At 54.5% G+C, this 2,894-nt stretch carries 4 protein-coding genes; 1 reads left to right on the top strand and 3 read right to left on the bottom strand.

What is annotated here, in order from left to right; genetic code table 11:
- Window positions 1–1,021, bottom strand: a 1,021-nt coding sequence (locus AC2VLY_RS01605; RefSeq protein ID WP_486893790.1) for a CmpA/NrtA family ABC transporter substrate-binding protein, incomplete at its 3' end; no start/stop codon positions are given.
- A 214-nt stretch (window positions 1,022–1,235) separates the two neighbouring features.
- On the opposite strand from AC2VLY_RS01605, the gene AC2VLY_RS01600 reads away from it, so the two are divergent.
- Window positions 1,236–1,931: a Crp/Fnr family transcriptional regulator gene (locus AC2VLY_RS01600; protein ID WP_486921668.1), complete on the top strand. Its 696-nt coding sequence runs from the start codon at window positions 1,236–1,238 to the stop codon at window positions 1,929–1,931.
- Between the two features lie 33 nt (window positions 1,932–1,964).
- On the opposite strand, the gene AC2VLY_RS01595 is transcribed toward AC2VLY_RS01600, so the two are convergent.
- Window positions 1,965–2,348, bottom strand: a complete 384-nt coding sequence (locus AC2VLY_RS01595; protein WP_153940561.1) for a DUF488 domain-containing protein — start codon at window positions 2,346–2,348, stop codon at window positions 1,965–1,967.
- Window positions 2,345–2,894 (bottom strand): DNA-3-methyladenine glycosylase family protein (locus tag AC2VLY_RS01590; protein ID WP_486893793.1); only part of this gene is annotated, 550 nt, incomplete at its 5' end. The genes AC2VLY_RS01595 and AC2VLY_RS01590, both read right to left, overlap by 4 nt.

Raw genomic sequence — 2,894 nt, 5'->3', positions numbered from 1 at the left:
CCTTTGCCGCCTGCCGATAGATATCGCAACGATATACCTGTGGAATCAATGTCTCGCTGTCCACGCCTTGAGGCCATTGACCCGCCGTCTGCATTTGTCGAGCCAGCCACAACGCATGGGAATGCCAGGGAAAATTGGCCGAGTAACGGGCAAATACATGAAAATCCTCCTGCTGAGCCAGACCGGGGACGTTACCCGTTAATGCCATGGCCACAACTTCCCGAGGAACCCCAATGGCGGCGGCAACCCAGGGGGCTGATTCTAAACGGTGTTGAGGGTTATCCAGCCATTGACTGGCTGTCAGGATGGCGCGAATCATCGCCAGATATAAGTCGGGTTCGCGCTGTGACCAGTCATTCCGTACGGCTAATACCTTTTCCATCAGGTTGTTCCAGAGTGCGTAACTACTGATAATCGGAATGCCGACGTTTTCTGCAGCCGCCAGACTACCCCAGGGCTCTCCTACGCAATAACCATCTATTTCTCCTGCGCGCAATGCGGCAACCATATGGCGAGGTGGAACCACGGTGATTTGAATATCCTGATCCGGATCAATACTAGCTGCACGCAGCCAGTGTCGCAGTTGATAATGATGGTTGGATACGGGAGAAACGACGGCAAAACGCAATTTTTTGGCAGATTCTGTCTCGATAATGCGGTGCAATGCCTGGGCGGTGGCGATGGCAGGTTCCGCTCCTGTAAATCCGGTATCGCGGAGCCGTTGGTGTAAAGCATGACTGACTGTAATGGCATTCCCGTTCAGGGAAAGTGTCAGCGCAGTGCTCACCGGTATTTTCGGGGAAGCAATTCCCAGCGTTGCGGCCATGGGTAGTGGCGCCAGGGCATGGGCAGCCACCAGATCCCCAAAGAGCAGATGATCGCGCAAGCTGGCCCAGGAAGGCTCCTTTTGCAGGGTGACAGCGAGCCCTTCAGTCGCAAAAAAACCCAACTCACGCGCCACAATCAAGGGTGCGCTATCTGTTAGTGCAACAAAACCAATGTTGAGATTTTCACCGCTCATTTTTCCTCCCACTACCCGACCCCATTACAAAAAAACCTCGCGCCCCATAGTGGGTGGCGAGGACTTCGTTGTCCAGACTGCCATTTCATAAAGCAATTCATGGGCCAGCTTTTGGTCCAACCAGGGTGGATCATACTTGCTGGGGTGGTTTTGTGCTTGCGGTACTGTCTTGCGATGGCTATCCTGCCTTTTTCTCCAGTGAGCGCCTATTTTGATGGAAGATATCGCGGACAATGTATCCTCACTCCTGCGCGAAACATCGCTTTTTTCGGCCTGGCCAGAAGCGTTGCTGGATTCCTTGCTGAAGCACAGCAAAACAGTCCATTTGGGATCGGGCGATATTCTGTTTGTCGAAAAGGCGACGGCAAATGCCTTTTATCTGGTTCTTTCCGGTCGTATTCATCTGATTGCCGCCGCCACCACTGGTCAGGAAAAAATTGTTGAAATTATTCAGGAAAACGATCTGTTTGCCGAAGCGGTTGCCTTTCTGGGGGGACGTTATCCAGTAACGGCTGCTGCGGAAGGTTCCACAACGGTTCTGGAAATACCCCTCGCCTTGTTTCTGGAGATTCTGGAACAAAGACCTCAGTTGATGCGGCAGATGCTGGCGCGACTGAGTATGCGCTTGCATTTTCTGGTCAAGGAGCTCCGCCAGCTCAGTGTCGAGTCGGCAGAGCAGCGTCTGGTGAGTTATCTGCTGGATTTGTGTCCGGCTCTGGATGCTGCAGCCGTTGTGGAGCTTCCCGCCAAAAAATCAGCAGTGGCTGCCCGTCTGGGCTTGACCCCGGAAACCCTGTCCCGCTTGCTGGCGCGCTTGCGTAAAGCCGGGTTGATTACAGTCAACCGCCGCGTGCTGGATATTCCCGATCCACGTGCCCTGCAGTGTTGGGCTGCCGGTCATACGAAATAACGTTTGAAATAGTCGGTCGTGATGGTGTCGGGATCAACAGGACTGTGATAGCAAAAACTCCCGAAGTACCACGGCACCATTATGGATTTTATCGTGGGCGGCATAGAGCAGAATGACCGGCCGACCTTCCGCATTATCCAGTAAACGACAGGCTTCTTCCTGGTGTTCGGCGAGTTCGTTCAGATAACGCTCACGAAACTCGGTCCAGCGATCTTCTACATGCCCAAACCACTGACGCAAAGCGGTGCTGGGTGTGAGTTCCTTGGGCCAGTTGTCCAGGGGAAGATCCTCCTTGCGCACCCCGCGCGGCCAGAGACGTTCAGCGAGCACGTGGTAGCCTGCCGGCAGGGGGCGCTCATAGACGCGCCAGGTAATGATCTCAGGGGGCTGAGATCGTAACGGCGAATGGGATGTCATGATTGATGTCCCTCCTTCTCCAGGCGGTTTAAGAGCAGAAGAAAATACAGCATGCCGGCATAGGGTTGCCAAGGCTGCAACCTTTTGGCTACCTGCATATAGTCCGGAGCAGACTTTTCTTCCAGCCACTGATACAAAGCCTTGCGGGCACCTACATCATCACCGGGGAACACGTCCAGACGCCCCAGCCCGCGCAGTAACATATATTCTGTAGACCAACGGCCGATACCGCGCAACTGATGCAGGCGCTGTGCGGCTTCAGAATTGCTCAGGTCTTGCCAGTTTTCACGCGCCAACTGGCCTGCCGCAGCGGTTTCTGCAATTCCGTGCAAGAACTCCGCCTTCTGGATGCTGAATCCCAGGCTGCGCAGGCTGGCTGCTTCCTGCTGCAGTAAGGTGGAAGGGTTCGGGAAAGGCACAAACAAGTCCGTTGCTTCGGGATCGTTTCTGCACAGCCTTGCCATGCGGTTGAGCAGGAGAATGCCGACATGCAGGCTCAATTGCTGGCAGGCAATGGCATTACTCAGCGCTTCGAAGAGGGAGGAA

Source organism: Acidithiobacillus sp. TH-A36, from assembly GCF_057473445.1.
The sequence above is the reverse complement of the archived record's forward strand: the minus strand, read 5'-3'. Positions and strand labels throughout refer to the sequence as shown.